The organism is Saccharopolyspora mangrovi (genome assembly GCF_035320975.1).
GTDB classification, from domain to species: domain Bacteria; phylum Actinomycetota; class Actinomycetes; order Mycobacteriales; family Pseudonocardiaceae; genus Saccharopolyspora; species Saccharopolyspora mangrovi.
This window is the reverse complement of the sequence record NZ_JAWLNX010000015.1, coordinates 12,192-32,321: the sequence shown is the minus strand read 5'-3', so window position 1 is coordinate 32,321 and position 20,130 is coordinate 12,192. Positions and strand designations below refer to the sequence as shown.

At 70.4% G+C, this 20,130-nt stretch carries 22 protein-coding genes; 13 read left to right on the top strand and 9 right to left on the bottom strand.

Translation table 11 applies throughout. From position 1 onward, the window contains the following. The first annotated feature begins 32 nt into the window (after positions 1–32). Complete coding sequence (locus tag R4I43_RS20790) at positions 33–1,217, top strand: MFS transporter (RefSeq protein WP_407691282.1); 1,185 nt, start codon at positions 33–35, stop codon at positions 1,215–1,217. A gap of 1 nt (position 1,218) precedes the next feature. Here the strand turns inward: R4I43_RS20790 and R4I43_RS20785 are convergent, their stop codons facing one another. Next, positions 1,219–2,166, bottom strand: coding sequence for a GlxA family transcriptional regulator (locus tag R4I43_RS20785; RefSeq protein ID WP_324267334.1), 948 nt, complete (start codon positions 2,164–2,166; stop codon positions 1,219–1,221). A 121-nt stretch (positions 2,167–2,287) separates the two neighbouring features. Between R4I43_RS20785 and R4I43_RS20780 the strand changes: the two genes are divergently transcribed. From R4I43_RS20780 to R4I43_RS20765, 4 genes are all read left to right on the top strand, one after another. Further along, a complete protein-coding gene (locus R4I43_RS20780) occupies positions 2,288–2,917 on the top strand; it encodes a cysteine hydrolase family protein (RefSeq protein WP_324267333.1) in 630 nt (209 codons plus the stop codon). Between the two features lie 126 nt (positions 2,918–3,043). Beyond that, positions 3,044–3,952 carry an AraC-like ligand-binding domain-containing protein gene (locus tag R4I43_RS20775; RefSeq protein WP_324267332.1) on the top strand — a complete coding sequence of 303 codons (909 nt, stop codon included), beginning with the start codon at positions 3,044–3,046 and terminating at the stop codon, positions 3,950–3,952. An 85-nt stretch (positions 3,953–4,037) separates the two neighbouring features. After that, positions 4,038–5,048: a carbon-nitrogen hydrolase family protein gene (locus tag R4I43_RS20770; RefSeq protein WP_324267331.1), complete on the top strand. Its 1,011-nt coding sequence runs from the start codon at positions 4,038–4,040 to the stop codon at positions 5,046–5,048. A 125-nt stretch (positions 5,049–5,173) separates the two neighbouring features. Continuing rightward, positions 5,174–5,764 carry a TetR/AcrR family transcriptional regulator gene (locus tag R4I43_RS20765; protein ID WP_324267330.1) on the top strand — a complete coding sequence of 197 codons (591 nt, stop codon included), beginning with the start codon at positions 5,174–5,176 and terminating at the stop codon, positions 5,762–5,764. Here R4I43_RS20765 and R4I43_RS20760 read toward each other — a convergent pair. Beyond that, positions 5,761–6,510 (bottom strand): enoyl-CoA hydratase-related protein, encoded by a 750-nt coding sequence (locus R4I43_RS20760; protein WP_324267329.1) that lies wholly within the window; start codon positions 6,508–6,510, stop codon positions 5,761–5,763. The two genes, R4I43_RS20765 and R4I43_RS20760, sit on opposite strands and share 4 nt — an antisense overlap. Positions 6,511–6,522: 12 nt before the next feature. Next, positions 6,523–7,038: an isochorismatase family protein gene (locus tag R4I43_RS20755; RefSeq protein ID WP_324267328.1), complete on the bottom strand. Its 516-nt coding sequence runs from the start codon at positions 7,036–7,038 to the stop codon at positions 6,523–6,525. Positions 7,039–7,160: 122 nt separating this feature from the next. Between R4I43_RS20755 and R4I43_RS20750 the strand changes: the two genes are divergently transcribed. The 4 genes from R4I43_RS20750 to R4I43_RS20735 all read left to right on the top strand — a co-directional run bounded on the left by R4I43_RS20750 (position 7,161) and on the right by R4I43_RS20735 (position 10,333). Continuing rightward, a complete protein-coding gene (locus tag R4I43_RS20750) occupies positions 7,161–7,430 on the top strand; it encodes a metal-sensitive transcriptional regulator (RefSeq protein ID WP_456115133.1) in 270 nt (89 codons plus the stop codon). Positions 7,431–7,511: 81 nt separating this feature from the next. Next, positions 7,512–8,933 (top strand): MBL fold metallo-hydrolase, encoded by a 1,422-nt coding sequence (locus R4I43_RS20745; protein ID WP_324267327.1) that lies wholly within the window; start codon positions 7,512–7,514, stop codon positions 8,931–8,933. Positions 8,934–8,963: 30 nt separating this feature from the next. After that, positions 8,964–9,539, top strand: coding sequence for a rhodanese-like domain-containing protein (locus tag R4I43_RS20740; protein WP_324267326.1), 576 nt, complete (start codon positions 8,964–8,966; stop codon positions 9,537–9,539). 11 nt (positions 9,540–9,550) lie between these two features. Then, complete coding sequence (locus R4I43_RS20735; protein ID WP_324267325.1) at positions 9,551–10,333, top strand: sulfite exporter TauE/SafE family protein; 783 nt, start codon at positions 9,551–9,553, stop codon at positions 10,331–10,333. A gap of 5 nt (positions 10,334–10,338) precedes the next feature. On the opposite strand, the gene R4I43_RS20730 is transcribed toward R4I43_RS20735, so the two are convergent. Beyond that, complete coding sequence (locus R4I43_RS20730) at positions 10,339–11,292, bottom strand: LysR family transcriptional regulator (protein WP_324267324.1); 954 nt, start codon at positions 11,290–11,292, stop codon at positions 10,339–10,341. Positions 11,293–11,410: 118 nt separating this feature from the next. Between R4I43_RS20730 and R4I43_RS20725 the strand changes: the two genes are divergently transcribed. The 3 genes from R4I43_RS20725 to R4I43_RS20715 all read left to right on the top strand — a co-directional run bounded on the left by R4I43_RS20725 (position 11,411) and on the right by R4I43_RS20715 (position 15,156). After that, positions 11,411–12,514 (top strand): PrpF domain-containing protein, encoded by a 1,104-nt coding sequence (locus R4I43_RS20725; RefSeq protein ID WP_324267323.1) that lies wholly within the window; start codon positions 11,411–11,413, stop codon positions 12,512–12,514. Between the two features lie 32 nt (positions 12,515–12,546). Next, complete coding sequence (locus R4I43_RS20720; protein WP_324267322.1) at positions 12,547–13,797, top strand: SLC13 family permease; 1,251 nt, start codon at positions 12,547–12,549, stop codon at positions 13,795–13,797. 456 nt (positions 13,798–14,253) lie between these two features. Next, the gene (locus R4I43_RS20715; RefSeq protein ID WP_324267321.1) at positions 14,254–15,156 is read left to right on the top strand and encodes a S1C family serine protease; all 903 of its coding nucleotides are present in this window, start codon (positions 14,254–14,256) and stop codon (positions 15,154–15,156) included. A 7-nt stretch (positions 15,157–15,163) separates the two neighbouring features. On the opposite strand, the gene R4I43_RS20710 is transcribed toward R4I43_RS20715, so the two are convergent. Then, a complete protein-coding gene (locus R4I43_RS20710; protein WP_324267320.1) occupies positions 15,164–15,721 on the bottom strand; it encodes an RNA polymerase sigma factor in 558 nt (185 codons plus the stop codon). Positions 15,722–16,039: 318 nt separating this feature from the next. Here R4I43_RS20710 and R4I43_RS20705 point away from each other — a divergent pair, with 318 nt between their 5' ends. Beyond that, complete coding sequence (locus R4I43_RS20705; protein WP_324267319.1) at positions 16,040–16,348, top strand: anti-sigma factor family protein; 309 nt, start codon at positions 16,040–16,042, stop codon at positions 16,346–16,348. Between the two features lie 12 nt (positions 16,349–16,360). Here the strand turns inward: R4I43_RS20705 and R4I43_RS20700 are convergent, their stop codons facing one another. Genes R4I43_RS20700 through R4I43_RS20685 form a run of 4 tightly spaced genes read right to left on the bottom strand, consistent with a single transcriptional unit; the run spans position 16,361 to position 20,039 of the window. Next, entirely contained in the window at positions 16,361–17,290 is a 930-nt protein-coding gene (locus R4I43_RS20700; protein WP_324267318.1) for a VWA domain-containing protein, read from the bottom strand. After that, a complete protein-coding gene (locus tag R4I43_RS20695) occupies positions 17,287–18,228 on the bottom strand; it encodes a DUF58 domain-containing protein (RefSeq protein ID WP_324267317.1) in 942 nt (313 codons plus the stop codon). The genes R4I43_RS20700 and R4I43_RS20695 overlap by 4 nt, the downstream gene beginning before the upstream one ends. Continuing rightward, entirely contained in the window at positions 18,228–19,268 is a 1,041-nt protein-coding gene (locus tag R4I43_RS20690; protein ID WP_324267316.1) for an AAA family ATPase, read from the bottom strand. Before R4I43_RS20690 ends, R4I43_RS20695 begins: the two co-directional genes overlap by 1 nt. Positions 19,269–19,295: 27 nt before the next feature. Then, the gene (locus R4I43_RS20685; RefSeq protein ID WP_324267315.1) at positions 19,296–20,039 is read right to left on the bottom strand and encodes a Crp/Fnr family transcriptional regulator; all 744 of its coding nucleotides are present in this window, start codon (positions 20,037–20,039) and stop codon (positions 19,296–19,298) included. Positions 20,040–20,130: the final 91 nt, after the last annotated feature.

Genomic DNA, 20,130 nt, shown 5'->3' with positions numbered 1-20,130 from the left:
CGGCCCAGACGCAGCAGCGCACCCTCCGCGTCCTGCTGCTCTCCCAGATCTTCAGCGGAGTGGGGCTGGCGGCCGGGGTCACCGTCGGCGCACTGCTGGTCCAGGACATGCTGCACTCCACCGCCCTGGCCGGGCTGCCCAGCGCGCTGCTCACCGCAGGTTCCGCGGTCGCCGCAGTCAGCATCGGTCGCCTCTCCCACGCCCGGGGCCGCCGCCCCGGGTTGGCCGCGGGCTACCTCGCAGGTGCGCTCGGCGGTGCCGGAGTCGTCGCCGCTGCCGCCTTAGAACTTCCCGCGCTGCTGTTGCTCGCGCTGTTCCTCTACGGCGCCGGGACGGCGGCCAACCTCCAGGCCCGCTACGCGGGAACCGACCTCGCCGCCAGCGGGAACCGGGCACGCGCCGTGTCCACCGTCCTGGTCGCGACCACCGTGGGCGGCGTCGTCGGCCCCAACCTCGCCGCGCCCGCCGGTCACCTCGCCGCCGCCCTCGGGCTTCCGGCGCTGACGGGTCTGTTCCTCATCTCCGGTGCCGCCTTCGCCGTCGCCGCGCTGGTCCTGATCGTCTGGCTGCGCCCGGATCCCCTCGTGCTCGCCCGCTCGATGCCCGGCGAACCCGACGCCCGCGCGGAATCCGAGGGCGCGAAGCCTGCCGGGCGCCGCCGCCCCGGTCTGTGGCTCGGCGTCCTGGTGATGGTCCTCAGCCAACTCGTCATGGTCGCGATCATGACGATGACCCCGGTGCACATGCACGATCACGGCCACAGCGCCGCGGCTTCCGGGCTCGTCATCGCCATGCACGTCGGCGCGATGTACCTGCCCTCGCCGCTGACCGGAGCGTTGACCGACCGCTTCGGACCGACCGCGGGAGTCGCCGCCTCCGGGACGACCCTGCTGGCCGCCGGGATCACCGCCGCCGCTTCGCCCGACGACTCCGTCGTCCTGCTCACCCTGGCCCTGGTGCTGCTCGGCATCGGCTGGAACTTCGGCCTCGTCAGCGGCACCGCCATCATCACCGACGCCGTTGCCATCGACACCCGCGCGAAGACCCAGGGCGTGGTCGACGTCGCCGTTGCCGTCGCCGGAGCCACCGGCGGCATCGCCTCCGGCCTCGTCGTGGCGGCGACCAGCTACCCGATCCTCTCCCTGGTCGGCGCCGCGCTGGTGCTCATCACCGTTCCCGCGGTCATCGCCGTGTCCACGAGGCGCGCTCGCGCGTGAATCACGGTGCGGTGGTGAACCGGTGCCGGTAGGAGGTCGGGGTGGTGTTGTAGTGCTTGACGAAGTTCTGCCGGAAGGTCACGGCGCTGGCGAACCCGCAGGCTTCGGCGATGCGGCTGACGTTCCAGGTGGTGGTCTCCAGCAGCCTGCGCGCTTCGTCGAGGCGGTGGGTGAGCACCCACCGCGCGGGGCTCATGCCGGTGGTCTCGCGGAAGCGGCGGGTGAAGTTCCGCGGGCTCATCGACGAGTGGGCGGCCAGGTCCTCGACGGTGAGCGACTGGTTGAGGTTCGCCAGCGCCCACGTGATGGTCTCGCCCATGAGGCCGTCGTCGCTGCTGGAGAGCGGCCGTTCGATGTACTGGGCCTGGTCGCCGTCGCGGTGCGGGGCGATGACGAGGTGGCGGGCGATGGTGGTGGCGGCCGTCGACCCGAGCCGGGCCCGGACGAGGTGGAGGCAGGCGTCGAGCGCGGAGGCGGTGCCCGCCGAGGTGAGGACGTCCCCGTGGTCGAGGTACAGCGCATCGGCCTGGACCTGCACGGTCGGGTGCTTGTCGGCCAGCTCGGTGGCGGCGGCCCAGTGGGTGGTCGCGGTGCGGCCGTCGAGAACACCGCTGGCGACCACCGGGAACGCCCCGAGGCAGAGCCCGATGATCGTCGCGCCGCGCGCGTGCGCCTCGCGGATGCGGTCCAGGAAACCCGGCTCGGGGTCGGGCAGGGACACGGGCCAGGACGGGAACACCAGCACGTCGGCCGACGCGGTCGCGTCGGGGCCGGCGAGGTCATCGATGACCACGCCTTCGTCGGCGCGCACGGGGCGTCCGTCGGAGCTCCAGACGGTGGTGCTCCAGCCTTCGGCGAGGTCCTGGCGGGCGACCTCGCCGAAGGTGAGCAGTGGCGCCGCGAGGTGGAACGTGGTGATCCCGTCGAAGGCGTGGATGGCGATCCGCATGGTTGGCCCGATTTCATCGAAGAGAGGCATCTCTGCCACTCACGGTACCGGAGCGGTGGCCAGCACGATGGGAGGTGGTGGTGCGACCGGCCATCACCCCCACAGCTCCGGAGGATTTCCAGTGAACGCCCCACGCCGAGCCCTCGTCGTCATCGACGCCCAGCAGGAGTACTTCCAAGGGCCGTTGACCGTCCAGCACCCGCCCCGCGATGAGTCCCTGGCCCGGATCGCGGGTGCGATGGACACCGCCGCCGACGCCGGGCTTCCGGTGATCACGGTTCAGCACGAAACCCCGGAAGGCGCACCGGTGTTCGCCCCCGGCTCGGAGGGCTGGAAGCTGCACCCCGAGATCGAGCGCCGCGCGTCGTCGGCGTCGAAGCACGTGATCAAGGGCTACTCCAGCGTGTTCGCCGCCGGTGACCTCGCGGAGTGGTTGCGCGCCAACGGAGTCGACACGATCACCCTGGTCGGCTACATGACGAACAACTGCGTGCTCGCCACGGCCGCGGCCGCCGAACCGCTCGGCTTCGCCGTCGAGGTGCTCTCGGACGCCACCGGAGCCATCCACCTGGCCAACGAGGCGGGCAAGGTCTCGGCCCAGCAGGTGCACGAGACGCTCATGGTCCTGCTCCACTCCAACTGGGCCGCGGTCACCGACACCGCCACCTGGACCGAGGCGGTCTCGGCGACCAAGCCCCTGGACAAGAGCGACCTCGGAACTTCGGCCGTGCAGGGCCAGTCCGCGAACTGACGCGACTGGACGGCGATCACGCCAGGTGCTCAGCGCTGCTGGACACCCCCGGGCGCCTGGCGTGATACTCCACACGTGTCCGCTGTTGTGGATCGTCATCGGTATGCCCAGCTCAGCACGGATGAGGTGGGGGAGCGGGACGCGTTCGCCTACTGGCGGGAGATGATCTGCGCGACGTTCGTGCGACTGGCCGCCGAGCCGGTGGACGGCCCCCGGTTCAGCGGCTCGATCGAGCACGTTCCGGTCGGTGACGTGGAACTGTCCACCGTGGTCGCGGGTGGCCAGCACGTGCGCCGGACGCGCGGTCTCATCTCGGCGGGAACGGAGGAGTACCTGCTGGCCAGCATCCAGGTCGAGGGGTGTGGACGGGTCGAGCAGGACGGCCGGGTCGCGGAGTTGTCGCCCGGTGAGATGGCGTTCTACGACAGCACCAGGCCGTACGCGCTGCACTTCGACGAGGCGTTCCACCAGCTGGTCGTGCAGGTGCCCCAGCGCGAGCTGTGGCTGCGCGACACGCGCGGGCTGACCAGCAGGACGCTGGGCGCAGGAACGCCCGGTGCTGTCGTGGCGGCGTTCTTCCGGTCGTTGTCGGAGACGGCCGCGAACTCGTCTGACGGAGGCTTCGGCCTCGTGCCGCACGCGATCGGTTTGTTGTCGGCGGCAGCGACCTACGCGGGTGGAGCTCCTCCGGCGCGAGAAGCGGTCGAGAGCTTGACGAGCCAGCGCGTGCTCGACTTCCTCCGGCGCAACCTGTCCGACTCGACGCTCGACGCGGACGCCGTCGCGAAGGCCTGCAACGTCTCGCGGCGCACCCTGTACCGGGCCCTCGACGGCGAGGGCGTCGCCACGCGACTGCGGCGGATGCGCGTCGAACGAGCTCGGGAGCTCCTCGCGGCGGACCGCGATCGGCCCGTCGGCGCGGTGGCCTCGGCGTGCGGTTTCGCCACGGAATCGGGTTTCTACCGGGCGTTCCGCGCCGCCACGGGAGAGACGCCTGCTGAGTACCGCCGCCGATGCGGCACAGCCGGTCAGTAACGCCGGCACGTGCGGTCAGCCGAGCGGCGCCCGCTGCGCGCATCGTGACAGCCATCACGCTGTTGGCGATGTTTCAGGAGGCACCATGCAGGGCGCAGTTCGCGTTGCGGCGGTTCAAGCCGAGCCCGCCTGGCTCGATCTGAACGCGGGGGTGGACCAGGCGATCGAGCTGATCGGCCGAGCTGCTGAAGGCGGAGCGCAGCTCGTGGCCTTCGGTGAAACCTTCATCCCCGGCTACCCCTGGTGGATCTGGCTGGACTCACCGGCCGCGGGCATGGCCTACGTCCCGCGCTACGCGCAGAACTCGATGACCCGCGACGGCGCGGAGATGCAGCGGATCGCCGAGGCCGCGGCCCGCTGCCGTGTGCACGTGGTGCTGGGCTTCAGCGAACGTGCGGCCGGCAGCTTGTACATGGCGCAGGCGTTCATCTCCGACACCGGCGAGGTGATCTCCGTGCGGCGCAAGCTCAAACCCACGCACGTGGAGCGCACGGTGTTCGGCGAGGGCGACGGCAGCGACCTGCAGGTGCACGACACGCCGCTGGGGCGGCTCGGTGGGCTCAACTGCTGGGAGCACCTGCAGCCGCTGACGAAGTACGCGATGTACAGCATGGACGAGCAGATCCACGTCGGGGCCTGGCCGAGCTTCTCGATCTACCGCGGTGCGGCCCGCGCCCTCTCGCCCGAGGTGAACACGGCGGCCAGCCTGATGTACGCGGTCGAGGGTCAGACGTTCGTCGTCGCGCCCACGGCGGTCATCGGCGAGGCGGCTCAGGAGCTGTTCTGCGATACCGAGGCCAAGCGGCAGTTGCTGCAGCTCGGTGGTGGGTACGCGCGCATCTACGGTCCCGAGGGCTCGCCGCTGGCCGAGCCGTTGCCGGAAGACGAGGAAGGGATCCTGCACGCCGAGCTCGATCCGGCGTTGATCGCGATCGCCAAGTCGGCTGCGGACCCGGTCGGTCACTACTCGCGGCCGGACGTGCTGCGGTTGCTGGTGAACCGCAACCCCGCCCCGCGCGTCGTGGAGACCCCAGCAGCACCTGCCGCTCGTGAACCCGAGGTCGCGGAGTTCCCGCCGGTGATGGCGACGGACTGACGGTCCGGCTCGTGCGCGCGAATTGACACCTGTACCCCCTCGGGTATAGATACCCCCATGGGGTACTGGTGTACAAAAACCTAAAGGGTTTAAAATTTTCGCGGAGATCGGATATTCTCCCTGGTATGGCCGGTCCCAGGGGCGAATACCGCAAGAGCGCGCAGCGGCGCGAGCAGATCGTCGAGGCCGCCTTCGCGGTGTTCGCGAAGCACGGCTACACGGCGGGCTCGGTGAACCAGATCGCCCGAACCGTCGGCATGACCCAGACCGGCGTGCTGCACCACTTCGAAGGCGGCAAGACCGCCCTGCTCAAGGCGGTGCTCGAACGCCGCGACGAGCGGGCCGAGCAGGTGCTGGCGGGGCGCACGGGCCTGGACTTCCTGACCGGGCTGGTCGAGATCTCGCGCGACCAAGCGGGCCTGCGCGGCGCGGTGCAGCTCTACACGATCCTCTCGGCGGAGGCCACCGACTCCGACCACCCCGCCCACGGCTACTTCCGCGACCGCTTCACCCGCATCGCCTCAGCCGTGGCGACCGCCTACGAGCAGGCCGGACGCGACGGCGCCCTGCGCGAGGGCGTCGACCCGCGCGCCGCAGCGCTGAGCACCCTCGCGATGACCGAAGGGTTGGAACTGCTCTGGCTCAACGGCCAGGACGTCGACATGGCCGAGGACATCCGCACCCACATCAACACATTCCTCGCCGAGAAGATCTAAGCACCGGTCCAGCGCGGTGGGCGCTTGTCGAGGAAGGCGGCGACGCCTTCGATGGCGTCGGCGGACGCGCGAGCGCGCTGCTTGGCCAGAGTCGTTCGTGCCCAGTCGGTTTCGTCGTCGGCCGGGTGGGCGGCTTCGGCGGCGCGCAAGGTTTCGCGAACGGCGAGCGGTGCTTGCTCGGCGATGCGCTGGGCGAGCGCGAGGGCCTCGGGCAGCGCATCGCCCGGTTCGGTCAGCCGGTTGACCACGCCCAGGTCGTAGGCGCGCTGGGCGGGGAGCCGTTCCCCGGTGAGCAGCAGTTCCCGGGCGATGTTGAGCGGCAGCGCGCGCGGCGCGCGGAACAGGCCGCCGCACTCGGCGATGAGCCCCAAGCCGACCTCCGGGAAGGAGAAGTGAGCGGTCCTCGAAGCCACGATCATCGTGGTGGCCAGCGCGATCTCGAACCCACCGCCGGCTGCGGCACCCTCGACCGCTGCGATCACGGGCTTGCGCAGCGCGCGCCCGGCGATCCCGTACGGGCCGCCGCGCTCGGTGGGCTCACCGGCCCAGGCGCGGATGTCGGTACCCGCGGAGAAGAAGTCCGGCCCGCCGGTGAGCACCGCCGCCAGCGCGGTCTCGTCGTCCTCGAACGCGTTCAACGCCGCGTCCAGGGCCTCGGTCATCGCGCCGTCGAAGGCGTTGCGCCGCTCGGCCCGGTCCATCGTGATGACCTGCACCGATCCGGCGCGTTCCACTCGCACGGTCATCCGGTTCGCTCCTCACTTGACGAGCTCGAGCACCTCGCGGAAGGCGGGTGCATCGCTGTCGTGGAGCCATTCGAACACGACCATCTCCGCCGTGACCACGTCCACGCCGTGGTCCCGCATGCGATCCAGTGCGCGATCGCGGTTCGACTCGGCCCGGCTGCCGACGGCGTCGGCGACCACGGCGACGTCGCGTCCGCGCTCCCGCAACGCCAGCGCCGTCTGCAGCACGCACACGTGTGCCTCGCAGCCGGTCACGACGACGGTTCCGGGGCCCGGATCGATGCCCGCGGCGAACGAGGTCTTGGCCTGAGCTGGGCGCGGCAGCAGTGCCGCGATCTCCTCGACCGTCGGGCCCAGGCCGCGCGGGTTCTGCTCGGTCGCCCGGACATCGACGCCCAACCGCGTCGCGGCCCGGACCAGCCGGGCGTTGTTCTCCAGCACGGCGTCCCCACCGGCGATGGCCGGCATGAGCCGCTCCTGCAGGTCCACCACGAGCAGCGCCGACGAGTTGGCGTGGAGCAACGACATGCCACGACCTTAGGCAAGACGTGTCGGAGCGGCTGTCGGGCTACAGAGCTCGGGGGACGATGTCCGCTCGGAATACCCCCGGGGGTTTGCTACGTTGGGTTGGGCGAAGGGAGATGGTGACCGTGGAGATGAAGCCGGAGATGGTCGGCGATGCGCTGACCCGCTTGAAGCGGGCGCGCGGCCAGCTGGGCGGTGTGATCGAGGCGATCGAGGAGGGGCGCGACTGCGCTGAGGTGCTCACGCAGCTCGCGGCGGTTTCCCGTGCTCTGGACCGCGCCGGCTTCAAGATCGTGGCGAGCGGGATGCGGCACTGCCAGCAGGCCAAGGAAGACGGCGACGAGCCGCCGATGACCGAGCAGGAGCTCGAGCGGCTGTTCCTCGCGCTCGCCTGAGCGCGCCCACGACCAGGTCCAGGAGACAAGTGTGCCTACTGCATACCCCGGTGGGTATCTACGTGGAGGGAGAGTGCAACCGTGACTGCGCCGAACCTGGAGGAGCGGGCCGAGCGCCTGGCCGGAGGACTGGCCGTCGAGGTCATCGAGACCTCGTCGTTGGGGGATCGCAGCTACCTGGCCTCCGACGGCGAGGTGGCGCTGGTGGTCGACCCGCAGCGCGACGTGGACCGGGTGATCGCCGCGGCCGGTCGCGCAGGAGCGCGCATCGCCCTCGTCGTCGAGACCCACGTGCACAACGACTACGTCTCCGGCGGTCTTGAGCTCGCGCGGTTGACCGGCGCCGACTACGGCGTGGCCTCCGCCGACGAGCTGCCGTTCGCGGGACGCGGGCTGGCCGATGGCGACGTCGTCGCGCTCTCCGCGCGGATGCGGCTGCGCGTCGTGGCCACGCCCGGGCACACCTTCCACCACCTGTCCTACGTGCTGGAAGGCGAGGAAGGCCCGGTGGGCGTGTTCACCGGCGGCTCCTTGCTGTTCGGCACGACCGGCCGCACGGACCTGCTCGGCACCGAGCACAGCGAAGACCTCGCCCGCCGGCAGCACGCCTCAGCCCGCAAGCTCGCCGAGCAGCTGCCCGACGGCGCCCAGGTTTGGCCCACCCACGGGTTCGGGAGCTTCTGCTCGGCCACGCAGGCCCAAGGCGATTCGGCCACGCTCGGCGAGCAGAAGCGCAGCAACCCCGCGCTGAGGCTGGGCGAGGACGAGTTCGTGCGGCACACCCTCTCAGGCCTGGACGCCTACCCCGCCTACTACGCCCACATGGGCGTCCGCAACACCGAGGGTCCCGAGCCGCTGGACCTGCGCGAACCGACCCGGGCCGAACCGGACGAGCTGCAGCGGCGGCTCGCACTCGGCGAGTGGGTGGTGGACCTGCGCTCGCGCAAGGCCTTCGTCGTCTCGCACCTCGCGGGCACCGTCAGCCTGGGACTCGACGGTCCGATGGCCACCTGGCTGGGGTGGATGATCGACTGGGGCGCGCCGATCACGCTGCTCGGCGAATCCCGCGAGCAGGTCACCGAGGCGCAGCGGGAACTCTCGCGCATCGGCATCGACGAGTTCGCCGGTGCGGCCGTGGGAACCCCGGACGAGCTGGCCGCCGAGCCCGGCCAGCTGCGCAGCACGCGCACCGCGACCTTCGCCGACCTGGCCGCTGCGCTGGACGGGCGAGCCGGCCCGCTGCCCTCGCCGGAGGTGGTGCTGGACGTGCGGACCAACAACGAGTTCGCCGCCGCCCACGTCACCGGCGCGGTGCACATCCCGCTCTACGAACTCGCGCACCGGCTCGACGAGGTCCCCGCCGGGGTGGTGTGGGTGCACTGCGGCAGCGGTTACCGCGCCACGGCGGCGGTCTCCTCGCTGGAGAGCGCAGGACGCACCGCCGTGCTCATCGACGACCACTTCGGCAGCGCCGCCGACGCCGGCGTCCCGATGAGCAGCTGAGCTCGCACCCCGACTGAGAGGAACGCAGGCATGACCCCGTCCTTACCGGCGCACGTGGACCCCGCACGACTGCGAGAGCGGCGCGGTGACGCGCGAATCCGGCTCATCGACGTGCGCACGCCCGGCGAGTTCGCCGCAGCGCACATCCCGGGTTCGCACAACGTCCCACTGGACCTGCTGCGGGAACGGCACGCGGATCTCACCGCGCACCACGAAGACGCCGTGGTGCTGATCTGCGCCTCGGGCAACCGCGCCGAACAGGCCCGCACGCTGTTGAAGAACGGCGGATGGGAGCGGCTCAGCGTCCTGCGCGGCGGAATCACGTCCTGGGAGGGCGAAGGCGGCGAGCTCGAACGCGGTCGTGGTGCGTGGGCGATGGAACGGCAGGTGCGGCTGGCGGCCGGCTTGCTCGTGCTCATCGGCGTGCTGGCCAGCACCCGCCACGAGAAGGTCAAGTGGCTGGCCGGATTCGTCGGCGGTGGTCTGACGTTCGCCGCGCTGACCGACACGTGCGCCATGGCCCGGTTGCTCTCGCTGCTGCCGCACAACCGCACGCCCCGAACGAATCCCACAGCCCAGCTGGCGGCGCTGACCGCCGCCGGGTGAGGTGATTTCCCGTGGTGTGGGCAACGGCGTTCGGCGCGGTCATCGGGCTGATGCTGGGGCTGCTCGGGGCGGGCGGGTCGATCCTCGCCGTCCCCGCCCTGGTCTACGGGGTCGGGCAACCGCTGGAGACGGCGATCCCGACGTCGCTGGCCATCGTCGCGTTGTCCTCGGTGAGCGGGTTGCTTCCCCGGCAGCGCCGGAACGCCGTGCAGTGGCCGGTCGCGCTGGTCTTCGGCGCGGCCGGCGTTCCGGCGGCCTTCGCCGGGACCGCGCTCGGAAGTGCGGTCCCGCAGCGGTGGCTCCTGCTGGCCTTCGCCGCGCTCATGCTGGTCGTGGCCGTGCGGATGCTGCGCGGCGGTGACGAGCACGTCGGAGCCTGCCGCACCCGCGATGGAGGGGTGAACTGGCGCAGCTGCCTGCCGAAGTCGGTGCTGGCCGGTGCGGCGGTGGGCGTGCTCACCGGCCTGTTCGGCGTGGGAGGCGGCTTCGTCGTCGTGCCGGCGCTCGCGCTGCTGCTCGGCCTGAGCGCGCAGCAGGCCGTGGCCACCTCCTTGGTCGTGGTGCTGATCAACTCGGTCGCCGGTCTCGCCGCCCACGCCGGTACCGCCGACCAGATCGACTACGGGGTTCTGGCGGTCTTCGCCGGGGCCGCTGCTGCGGTTTCGGCCGCGTCCGCGCGCATGTCGGGCAGGCTCGACCCGGCATCGGTGCGCCGATGGTTCGCCGTCGTCGTCATCGTGGTCGCGGCCTTCGTCGCCGCGGCCGCCGTCGTCCACCCCGCGGCGCTCGGTTAGCCGCCTCACCCGGTGCGCACCGTGCCGAGCTGGGTGCGGTGGAGGTTGGAGTCGGTGAAGCGCTGGGCGACCGCGCGGATGATGTCGGTCATGGCCGAGGCAGCCGGTGTCGGCGGGCGGTTCGCCGTGCGGGTCAACAGGATTCGCCGCGTCGGGGCGGGCACGTCGGCGGCGAAGCTCACCAGGCGCACGTCGTGGCGGCGGTTGGTCAGGGCCAGGCGAGGTGCGATCGCGATGCCCAGCCCGGCGGCCACCATCGCCTGGGCTTCCTGGTAGTCGTGCGACTCGTAGGAGATCTTGGGCTCGAACCCGGCGAGGCGGCAGCTGCGCCGCAGCACCTCGGCCACCGGGTGGTTGTCCGCGCGGATGATCCACTCCTGGCTGGCCAGGTCGGCCAGGCTGATGCTCGGTTCCTCCAGCAGCTCCGAGTTCGCCGGGACGACCAGGACCGTCGGATCGTCGAGCAGGTGCTCGACGTGCAGCGACTGCTCGTCGATGCGGTTCCACTCGTAGTCCCACAGCAGCGCCAGCTCGATCTCACCGGTGTCGAGGAGTTCGAGCAGTTCGGCGAACAGCGCCGAGCGCACCGTGGTGCGCATCCCCGGGTGCTTGCGGGAGAACCGCGTCAGCGCCAGCGGCAGCAGCGAGGCGCTGGCGGTCGGGAACGAGCCCAGCCGCAGCGTGCCGTGGTCGAGCTGCGCCAGCGATTCCAGATCCGCCTGCGCCCCGCGCAGTTCGCGGCGGATGGCCCGGCCCCGCTCGGCCAGCGCCTGCCCGGCGTCGGTGAGCCGGACCCCGCGCGGCATCCGGTGCAGCAGCGGCTGGCCGACCTCGGCTTCCAGCCGGGACATCTGCTGCGACGCGGCCGACGGCGTGATCGCCAGCGCGTCGGCGGCGGCGGTCAGCGACCCGTGCTCCGCCGCCTCGACCAGGAGCAACACCCTGCGAACGTCGAGCACGCCGCCTCCCATGAGCTATTAGTGAAACTTAAGCCAGCGTAAGAGTTCGAACATTGTACTGAACTCGGGGTCTTGTCAGGGTGAGCGCCAACGATTCGGAGCGAGGAAGAAGGTTGGCGTGCACGTTGCGGCAACGCTGGTCCGCGGTGGCACCAGCAAGTGTTGGTTGTTCGACGAAGCCGAGCTGCCCGCGTCGGTCAGCGACATCGAGGCGCTGCTGGTCAACGCCTACGGTGCCGCTGACCCCGTCCAGCTCGACGGCATCGGCGGCGCCACCCCGACCACGTCGAAGGCCGCGGTCGTGCGCCCCTCCGGTGCGCCCGGTGTGCACGTGGACTACCTGTTCGCGCAGGTCGGCATCGGCACCGGCCGGGTCGAGTGGGGCAGCAACTGCGGCAACTGCGCGACCGCGATCGCGCTGTGGTCGGTGGCCCGCGGACTGGTCCCGGTCAGCGGCGACCGGACGCGCGTGGTCATGCGCAACACCAACACCGGCGCGGTCCTCGAAGCCGAGGTGGACACCCCCGGCGGAGCGGTTCCCGAGTTCGGCACCCAGACCGTTCCCGGCACGCGCGCCGGGGGAGTGGCGGTGGGTCTGACGTTCCTGGACCCGGCAGGCGACACCACCGGTTCGCTGCTGCCCGCGGGCGAGGTCGCCGAGGAGTGGGAGATCGACGGGCTGCGGGCCCGGGTCACCGTGCTCGACGCCGGTGCGCCGATGGTCCTGCTCGACGCCGCCGGGCTCACCGGCGCCGAGAGCCTCCGCGAGATGGGTGCGCACGTGGAAGCGCTGCGGCGGTTCCGCCACCACGCCGCCGAGCGGATGGGGCTGACGCGACCCGGCGAGGCCGTCACCGACGCGGTGCCGAAGGTCGGCGTCGTCGGCCCGCCGCGCGCCTACCGGACCTCGCTGGGCGACGAGGTCACCGCCGCCGACCACGACGTGTCGGTGCGGATGCTGTCGATGAACGCCCCGCACCCGGCCATCGGGCTCACCTCGGCGGTCGGCGTCGCGGTCGCCAACCTGCTCGACGGGTCGGTCGTCCACTCGGCCTCCAGCGCCCCCGGCGCGGCCGAGCTCCGCATCGCCACAGCAGCCGGTGTCATCACCGTCACCAGCGGTGATCTCACCACGTCAGGGCCGCGGCGGGTCACCGTCCGCCGCGCCGCCCGGATCCTGTGCGCGGCCGACATCGTGGTTCCCGAGTCGATTCCCGCCTAGCATTCCGCCTGATTCCCACCTCAAGGACAAAGATGTCTGCTGAAATGATCTCCATCGGCGCGCTCGGCGTGATGTTCGTCGTCGCGACCCTGTTACCGATCAACATCGGGATCCTGGCGTTCATCGGCGCGTTCGTCGTGGGCACCTCCTCGCTCGGGCTCACCGAGGACGAGATCTTCGAGGGATTCCCCGTCTCGCTGTTCGTGACCATCGTCGGCGTCACCTACCTGTTCTCGGTCGCCCAGCGCAACGGCACGATCGACCTGCTGGTGCGGGTCGGGATCAAGCTCGTGCGCGGCAAGGCCACGCTGGTGCCCTGGGTGCTGTTCGGCGTCGCCGCGGTGCTCACCGCATTCGGCACCTTCACCCCGGCCGCCGTGGCGCTGCTGGTGCCGGTCGGGATGAACTTCGCCTACCGCTACGGCATCAGCCAGCTGATGATCGGCATGATGGTCATCAGCGGCGCGCACGCCGGAGCCTTCTCGCCGATTGCCGTCTCGGGTGCGCTCGTGCTGGGCATGGTCGGCCACACCCCGCTCGCCGTGTCGCCGCTGGCGCTGTTCCTGGCCAGCTTCGGGTTCAACTTCCTCCTGTCGGCGCTGACGTTCCTGCTGCTGCGCCGCCGCACGCCCGAAGCGGCCCGCGAACCGATGGCCGAAGGCGAGGAGTCCGCTGCGGACCCGGACGTGACCTGGCGGCAGGGGCTCACGCTGGTCGCCCTGGCAGGACTCGTGGTCGGCGCGCTGGTGTTCCACCTGGAGATCGGGTTCCTCGCGTTGGCCGCGGGCGCGGTGCTGGCGCTGGTGGACATGAAGAACCAGGCCAAGGCCGTCGAGGGGATCAGCTGGTCCACGATCCTGCTGGTGGCGGGCATGGTCACCTACGTCGAGATCCTGGAGAAGGCCGGCACCATCGAGACGATCTCGCACGGTGCCGCCGGGATGGGAGCGCCGCTGTTCGTCGCGCTGCTGCTGTGCCTCGTCGTGGCCGTGGTGTCGGCGTTCGCCTCCTCGACGGCGATCCTCACCGCGATCATCCCGATCGCCGTACCGCTGCTGCTCGCCAGCCACCTCAGCGCTGTCGGTCTCGTCGCGGCGCTGGCGATCTCGACGACCATCGTGGACACCTCGCCGTTCTCCACCAACGGGGCGCTGGTGCTCAGCAACGCGCGCGGCGTGGACCGGGAGCGCTTCTACAAGCAGATCATCGGCTACACGGCGGGAATCGTCGGCATCGGCCCGATCCTGGCGTGGAGCTTCCTGGTCGTCCCGGCCTCCCTCTGACGCGCACCGCCGCCGGCCCGGGACGCAACTCCCGAGCCGGCGGCCTTCCGCTCCTCAAGGCTCGTGGGGTCCTGACCCGTGGCCGCCGGTTTGGTAACCTGGTTGGGAAATGACTGCCGGGTGGCGGTTTTCGTTGGTGCTGTTCCAGGTGGCGCGCACGTTCGGTGACGGAACTCGGGCCGGATCGCAGTGGGATCTGGTCACTCTCGTCCCACGAGGCGCAATTTTCACTTCCGTCCCAAGGGTTTCGGGTAGGGTGCCCGACGGGTGCGGGAAGAGAGCGCCGAGGATCTTCACCCGAACGGGGTGGATAATCCGGGCATTTAGACCCTGCCAAGCGTGGAGTGACTTACCGAACGTAGCGAGTGCTGGCGATCTCGGGGTCTGGTGCGGAGAATTCCGGTCATGGAGCAAGCACCTACTCACACTCCGTACACACCGGCGCAGTATCAGCGGGTGCGGAACGACTACCCCTGGAGCTACGACCCGTGGGGCACCACCGAACCCGCGGAACCCACCGAAACTCCCGAGGCGAAGCCTGACACGAGTACCGAGCGCGCGCCCCTGCACGGACTCGGCGAGCGGTTCAAGCGCCTGCCGCGCCCCCGGTTTCCCGAGCGCGCGGGGCTGAAGCGGCCGTCCGGCAAGAAGCGCGGCGTGACCGCAGTGGTGGTGCTCGGTGCCGCGCTGCTGAGCAGCGGCGCCACCGCGGCCGCCACCTACGGGCTCGTCTCGTACGCGTCGCAGCCGGCCGCCTCGCCGCAGGCGACCGCTGCCGCGGTCCAGCCCAGCGTCGTCTCGCTCAACCTGTCCGGTCCGCAGGGCAAGAGCACCGGCAGCGGAGTCGTCCTCGACGAGGGCGGGCGCATCCTGACCAACAACCACGTCATCGCCAAAGCAGCGGGCGGACCGGTGACGGTGACCTTCAACGACGGCAAGAAGGCGCAGGGCCACGTCGTCCAGCAGGACCCCGGCCGCGACCTCGCGGTCGTGCAGGCCGACGGTGTGCAGGGCCTGACCCCGGCCAAGCTCGCCTACGGCGAGCAGCTCGAGGTCGGCCAGCAGGTCATCGCGGTCGGTTCACCGCTGGGTCTGCCCGGAACGGTCACCAGCGGGATCGTCAGCGCCATGCACCGCGACGTCCCGACCGGCAACGGAGCGGGTCTCGGCGACGCCATCCAGACCGATGCGGCGATCAACCCCGGCAACTCCGGTGGTCCGCTGGTCAACATGGACGGCGAGGTCATCGGCATCAACACCGCGGTCGCCAACGGCAAGGAGGGCACTGAGGCGGCCGGACTCGGCTTCACCGTCCCGATCGACCAGGCCCGTGGGCTGGTCGACGGACCTGCGCGGTGATCCGGTCTCATCCACTCCGGTGGTGGCGGTCGCCGTGGTCGGCCAAGTGCTCGCGAATCTGCTTGCGAGCGCGGTGAAGACGGCTGACCACGGTGCCGATCGGGACTTGCAGCGCGATCGCCGCCTCCGCGTAGGAGAGCCCTGCGATGTCGACGAGGTCGATGACCTTCTTGTTCGGCTGCCGCAGCATGCCGAGCGCCTGCTCGACGACGTCGTCGAAGGAGTCGTCGACCACGACGCTCTCCGGTGAGACGTGCGGGGCGGGATCGCTGACGGTCTCGTCGCGGTCGCCGTTGCCGAACATCAGCGCCGGAGTGCGCCGGCGAAGTCTGCTGATGTGGGTGTTGTGCAAGATCCGCAGCAGCCACGCCCGCGGGTAGTAGCCGTCGAAACCGGTGATGCCGCGGTAGGCCCGCAGCAGCGTGTCCTGCGCCAGGTCTTCAGCGTCGGCGGGTTGGTTGGTCAGCGACCGCGCGACCCGCAGCAGCAGCGGGATCTCCGGGACGATGTACAGGTCGAACAACTCCTGCTTCTCGACCACGGAGAAAGTGTCGGACTTGTCCACTGCCTCGACACCCCCTTCTGGGTGGAAGACGCCTGCTTGAATGCGACGGGTGGTACGTGACCGTGACCGCGCGGAGCGACAGCACTCACCGCACCTCGATCAGCGCGGGGGCCTTCCATTCGGTGTTGATGGTGTTGTACTAGGAGCAATCCGGCTTAATACGAACCATCCCGGGAAACCCGTGAGCTATAAAGGGCACAAAGTCACACCAGGGGGTGCCGACGAGATGCCCGAAGGCCGAATCGCGCCGAGAACCGGGGTGTAGACTGGCGAATGTCTGCACCCACGTGAGGTGGACTGCCGGGAAGGCGGTGTGCGGTGAGAGCGTGGTTGGAACCCCTGCGGCGAAACCAGCGGTCCCAGAAGTGGGCGCAGCGCGCCAGGAGCGAGCGGCAGAAGCAGTGCTTCGAGGCCCTTTCCCTGCTACAGCGCTACATCGACGGCGAGCTCGACCCCTCGGACGTCGAGGTGTTCGAGCAGCACCTCGACGCTTGCCGTGCGTGCGGGCTGGAACTGCGCGTGTACCTCGACATCAAGAGCAGTCTCGCTGATCGCAGGGAAGACCCCGATCACGCGGCCGCAGCGCGATTGCGGCAATTCACGATGAGGCTGCGCGACCAGGACTGACAATGTCCGACATCACGGCATTCTGGCGAACCACAGCAGTGACAGGGCGCCGGCCACCACCATCGAGATCAGCGCGGACAGGAAGAACCAGCTGCTGATGTCGACGGGAACGATCGGCGGCGAAACGTCCTGGCCGATGTTGCTGTAGATGGCCTGGAGCTGCTGCTCGTTGGCCGCGGTGAAGGTGAGACCACCGGTGTCCCGCGCCAGGCGCTCCAGCTCCCTGGTGTCGAGCGGAACGTCCACCGGGCCCCTGGCCAGCTGGACCTTCCCGCCCGGTGTGCCGACCGCGATCGTCGACACCGGAACGCGCGCTTGGCGGGCCGCTTCGATCGCCGCCTCCGGCGGTGGTCCGGTGTTGCTCAGGCCGTCGGAGAGCACGATGATCCCGGCGGCGTTGCCGCCCGTGGCGCGCAGGGTGTTCAGCGAGGTCAGCACCGCTTGGCTCAGCGAGGTGTTCGACTGGAACCGCAGCCCGCCGAGCGCGTTGGTCACCGCTTGGTGATCGCTGGTCGGCGGGACGTCGACGTTGGCCGAAGCCGCGAAGCTGACCAGGCCCACCTCCGTGTCACCGGGAACCGACTCCAGGAAGTCCTGGACCGCGGTCTTCATCGCATCGGATCGGTTCGGCGGCACGTCATTGGCCATCATGGACGGTGAGACGTCCACGGCCAGCACGACGACGCTGTTGCGGGACGGATCGGGCATCCGGACCGTGGGCCCGGCCAGGCCCAGCACCATGATCAGGGTGGCCAGCAGCATCAGCGCGGGCGGCACGTGCCGGCGCCACGAGGGACGCCGGGGCATCACCGAGGCCAGCAGGTCCAGGTTGGTCAGCGTGACCGTGTACCGAATTCGCCTGCGCTGGACCAGAAAATAACCCACGACCAGCGCCGCGACGAGCACGAGAAGCCACAACCACGCCGGGGACGCGAAGCTCATCCAGCCCATGATGACCGCCGATATCCGAATTGCCGGTGGCGCCGGAGCTGGAAGAAGCGGACCAGCTGGCCGATCCAGTCCTGATCGGTGCGCAGCTGGAGGTGCTCGGCTCCGGCGTTGCGGATGATGTAGGCGATCCGCTCGCGTTGCTGCCGGGCCGCCTCCTCGTAGCGGTCCCGCAGCCCCCCGTCGAGCGTGTCGACGGTCATCCGGGTCCCGGTCTCGGGATCCTCCACGGTCAGCGCGCCGACGGCGGGCAGCCGCAGTTCGAGCGGATCGACCAGCTCCACCGCGACCACGGTGTGCCGCTGGCACAGCCGGTGCAGCTCGTTGGCCCATCCCGGTTCGACCAAGAAGTCGGAGATGACCGCGACGAAGCCGCGTCGCGGCGCGACCGTCCCGGCCTGGGTCAGCGCCGGGCGCAGATCGGTGCGGCCGGCGGGCGGATCGGGACGCGCAGTGCGCATGTTGATCCGCGCGATCCGGTGCAGGATCGCCTGCAGGTTGGGTTTCCCGGAGCGCAGCGGACGCACCTCGGTCTCGCCGTCGACGAGCAGCAGCGCTCCGACGCGGTTGGCCAGCCAGGTGGCCGCGAAGCCGAAGGCGGCCGCGCCGAACAGCGCCAGCTGCCGCTTCTCACCACCCCTGGTGCCGAACGACTGGCTGGCGGAGAGGTCCACGACCAGCCACACGTCGAGCTCGTGGTCCTGGATCGGGTCGCGGACGTGGGTGTGCATGGTGCGGGCGGTGAGGTTCCAGTCGATCAACCGCACGTCGTCGCCGGGCACGTACGGCCGCCCCTCGCCGGCCTCGTTGCCCGGCCCGGGGAAGAACCCCTGGTAGTCGCCGTGCACGGCACCGGCCAGCCGCTGCGAGATGAGCAGCTCCAGTTGCGCCAGCACCCTGCGGGTGGTCGGTTCCTCGTGATGCGCCTGCATCAGGACCGACCCCACAGCGGGGAGCGGTTCTTCGCGGGGCGGGGCTGGTGCACGCGGTGCAGCAGCTTGTCGATGATGTCGTCGGCGGTGACCCCGTCGGCCAGCGCCTCGTAGGTCAGGATGAGCCGGTGCCGCAGCACGGCGGGAGCCAGGTGGTGCACGTCCTCGGGAACCGCGTAACCGCGCCCGTGGATGAGCGCGAACGCCCGCGCCGCCGAGATCAGGCCGAGGCTCGCGCGCGGACTCGCGCCGCACGCCAGGTACGGGGCGATGTCGCTGAAACCGAGCTCGCTGGGCGTGCGGGTCGACATCACCAGCGCCACCGCGTACTCCATCACCAGCGGATCGACGTAGACCTGGGTGGCCGCCTCCTGCAGCGCGGTGAGCCGGTCGGCGTCGAGGACCTGCTTCGGGCTCGGCGCACCGCTGCTCATCCGCCGCACGATCTCCAGCTCGTCGCCGGCCTGCGGGTAGTTGATGAGGATCTTGACCAGGAACCGGTCCCGCTGGGCCTCGGGCAGCGGGTAGACGCCCTCGGTCTCGATCGGGTTCTGGGTGGCCATCACCAGGAACGGGCGCGGCATCGACCAGGTCTGACCGCCGATGCTGACCTGCCGCTCGGCCATCACCTCCAGCATCGCCGACTGCACCTTCGCCGGTGCGCGGTTGATCTCGTCGGCGAGGACGAAGTTGGTGAACACCGGGCCCAGCTCGATGTCGAACTCCTCGCGGGAAGCCCGGTAGATGCGGGTGCCCACGATGTCCGACGGGACCAGGTCCGGGGTGAACTGGATGCGGGTGAAGTCCACGTTGACGGCCTGGGCCAGCGTCTTGACGGTCAGCGTCTTGGCGACCCCGGGCAGTCCTTCGAGCAGGCAGTGGCCGCCTGCGAGCAGGCACACCACGATCTCCTCGGTCTCCTGCTCGTGGCCGACGATGACCTTCTTGAGCTCCCAGAGCAGGCCGCGCATCACTTCACCCTCGCGATGGCGGAGGATCTCGGATTCCTCGTCCGGGTTCCACGCCGTGTTGCCGTTCATGTGTTGAACTCCCGCCTGGTTGCGGTCTCAGGTGTGTCGGGCGGCCGAGTAGCCTAGCGCGGCCCGGGCCAGCGCGGAGCGGTCGCGCAGTCGCATCTGCGCGTAGCCGGTTTCGACGATGTCGTGCTGGACGAGCTGGCTCATGACCCGGCTGACGCTGCTGCGCTGCACGCCGAGCAGTTCGGCGATCATCTGGTGGGTCAGCCGCGTGATGTCGGCGTCGGCGAATTCGTGCAGCAGCAGGGACGAGACCTGCGCGCGGATGTCGCCCGCGAGCATGTCGAGCAGCCGGCGTTCGTACCCGGCCATCCGGCACGCCATCGCATCGCTCCACCGCAGGGCGAACTCCGGGGACCGCTGGATCAGCCAGCGGAACTCGTCGCCGGGGAGGCGGACGATGTCGGTGTCGAGCAAGGCGGTGGCTTCCTTCTCCGCCCTGGTCTCGGTCATCACCTCGACGTCGCCGACGATACCGCTGTCGCGCAGCAGCATCAGGGTCGCGCAACCCGGGCTGCGCAGTGCGACGAGACCTCGTTCGATGATGGAGACCGCCCCGACCTCCGCACCGACGCCGAAGATGCGATCGCCGGGGGCGAGGCTGTGCCGCCTCAGGTTGGGGGCGAGCACGCGGAGCGCGCTGTGCAACTGCTGATCGATGAACGAGCACGTGCCGGAGAGTGGATCCCGGTGCAGCACCGGCCCCATCGCCGGGTCGTTCGACCTGGGCGATGGGGCTGGTCCGCTGGTGGCGCGCGACGGTGTCTCCGACATCGTTGCGCCTCCTCCGCTGTAGTGGGGGGGGGGGGGGGGCGGGGGGGGCCGCGGGGGCGCCACACGGCGGGTGGGGTTGTGGTGGGGGGGG

Coding starts and splice junctions, on each gene's coding strand:
- R4I43_RS20785 (WP_324267334.1), bottom strand. CDS start 2,166: ATGCGGATCGCCATCCACGCCTTCGACGGGATCACCACGTTCCACCTC.
- R4I43_RS20740 (WP_324267326.1), top strand. CDS start 8,964: ATGACCCCGTCCTTACCGGCGCACGTGGACCCCGCACGACTGCGAGAG.
- R4I43_RS20700 (WP_324267318.1), bottom strand. CDS start 17,290: ATGAGCTTCGCGTCCCCGGCGTGGTTGTGGCTTCTCGTGCTCGTCGCG.
- R4I43_RS20755 (WP_324267328.1), bottom strand. CDS start 7,038: ATGTCGTTGCTCCACGCCAACTCGTCGGCGCTGCTCGTGGTGGACCTG.
- R4I43_RS20765 (WP_324267330.1), top strand. CDS start 5,174: ATGGCCGGTCCCAGGGGCGAATACCGCAAGAGCGCGCAGCGGCGCGAG.
- R4I43_RS20770 (WP_324267331.1), top strand. CDS start 4,038: ATGCAGGGCGCAGTTCGCGTTGCGGCGGTTCAAGCCGAGCCCGCCTGG.
- R4I43_RS20685 (WP_324267315.1), bottom strand. CDS start 20,039: ATGTCGGAGACACCGTCGCGCGCCACCAGCGGACCAGCCCCATCGCCC.
- R4I43_RS20720 (WP_324267322.1), top strand. CDS start 12,547: ATGTCTGCTGAAATGATCTCCATCGGCGCGCTCGGCGTGATGTTCGTC.
- R4I43_RS20695 (WP_324267317.1), bottom strand. CDS start 18,228: ATGCAGGCGCATCACGAGGAACCGACCACCCGCAGGGTGCTGGCGCAA.
- R4I43_RS20690 (WP_324267316.1), bottom strand. CDS start 19,268: ATGAACGGCAACACGGCGTGGAACCCGGACGAGGAATCCGAGATCCTC.
- R4I43_RS20760 (WP_324267329.1), bottom strand. CDS start 6,510: ATGACCGTGCGAGTGGAACGCGCCGGATCGGTGCAGGTCATCACGATG.